General features: G+C 69.7%; 1 protein-coding gene. It reads left to right on the top strand.

Annotation, left to right across the window (positions count from 1 at the left end; genetic code table 11):
- Positions 1-1,181, top strand: a 1,181-nt coding sequence (mmsA, locus tag ABZ815_RS52820; protein WP_357711159.1) for a CoA-acylating methylmalonate-semialdehyde dehydrogenase, incomplete at its 3' end; no start/stop codon positions are given.

The following is a 1,181-nucleotide window of genomic DNA, read 5'->3' as shown; positions in this document are numbered from 1 at the left end:
GTGAAGTCGGTCAAGCATTGGATCAACGGCGCCCTGACGGACGGCGGTGGCCGGACGGCGGAGGTCTTCAACCCGGCGACCGGTGAGGTCAGCGGTCATGTCGCGCTGGCTTCGGCCGCTGAGGTGGACGCGGCGGTCGCGGCGGCGGTGGCGGCTTTCCCGGCGTGGCGGGACGCCTCGCTGGTCAGGCGGGCGCAGGTGCTGTTCCGGTTCCGTGAGCTGATGGACGCCCATCGTGACGAGCTGGCCGCGTTGATCTCGGCCGAGCACGGCAAGGTGCACTCGGACGCGTTGGGGGAGGTGGCGCGCGGGCTGGAGGTGGTGGAGTTCGCGTGCGGGATCCCGCATCTGCTGAAGGGGGGTTTCTCCGAGGGTGTCTCGACGCGGGTGGATTCGTACTCGATGCGGCAGCCGTTGGGGGTGGTGGCGGGGATCACGCCGTTCAACTTCCCGGCGATGGTGCCGATGTGGATGTTCCCGGTGGCGATCGCGTGCGGGAACGCGTTCGTGTTGAAGCCGTCGGAGCGGGATCCGTCGGCGTCGTTGCTGATGGCGCGGTTGTGGCGGGAGGCGGGGCTGCCGGACGGGGTGTTCTCGGTGGTGCAGGGTGACAAGGTGGCGGTGGATCGGCTGCTGGAGCACCCGGATGTGGCGGCGGTGTCGTTCGTGGGTTCGACGCCGATCGCCCGGTATGTGTATGAGACGGGCAGCAGGCACGGTAAGCGGGTGCAGGCGCTGGGCGGGGCCAAGAATCACATGCTGGTGCTGCCGGACGCGGATCTGGATCTGGTGGCTGATGCGGCGGTGTCGGCGGGGTTCGGGTCTGCGGGTGAGCGGTGCATGGCGATCTCGGTCGTGCTGGCGGTGGATCCGGTGGGGGATGAGCTGGTCGGGAAGATCGTGGAGCGGGTGGGCCGGTTGGTGGTCGGGCCGGGTGATGATCCGCGGTCGGAGATGGGGCCGCTGGTGACGCGGGCGCATCGGGACAAGGTGGCCTCTTACCTGGATCTGGGTGTGGCCGAGGGCGCCAAGCTGGTGGTGGACGGGCGGGAGGTCGAGGTGCTGGGCGGCCGGGTCGAGGGGTTCTGGCTGGGGCCGTCGGTGCTGGATCAGGTGCCGGTGGGGTCGCGGACGCACACGGAGGAGATCTTCGGTCCGGTGTTGTCGGTGGTGCGGGTGTC

The organism is Nonomuraea sp. NPDC047529 (genome assembly GCF_040642995.1).
Taxonomy (GTDB): Bacteria; Actinomycetota; Actinomycetes; order Streptosporangiales; family Streptosporangiaceae; genus Nonomuraea.
Note: the sequence above shows the minus strand (reverse complement) of the source record. Positions and strands in the feature narration are given on the sequence as shown.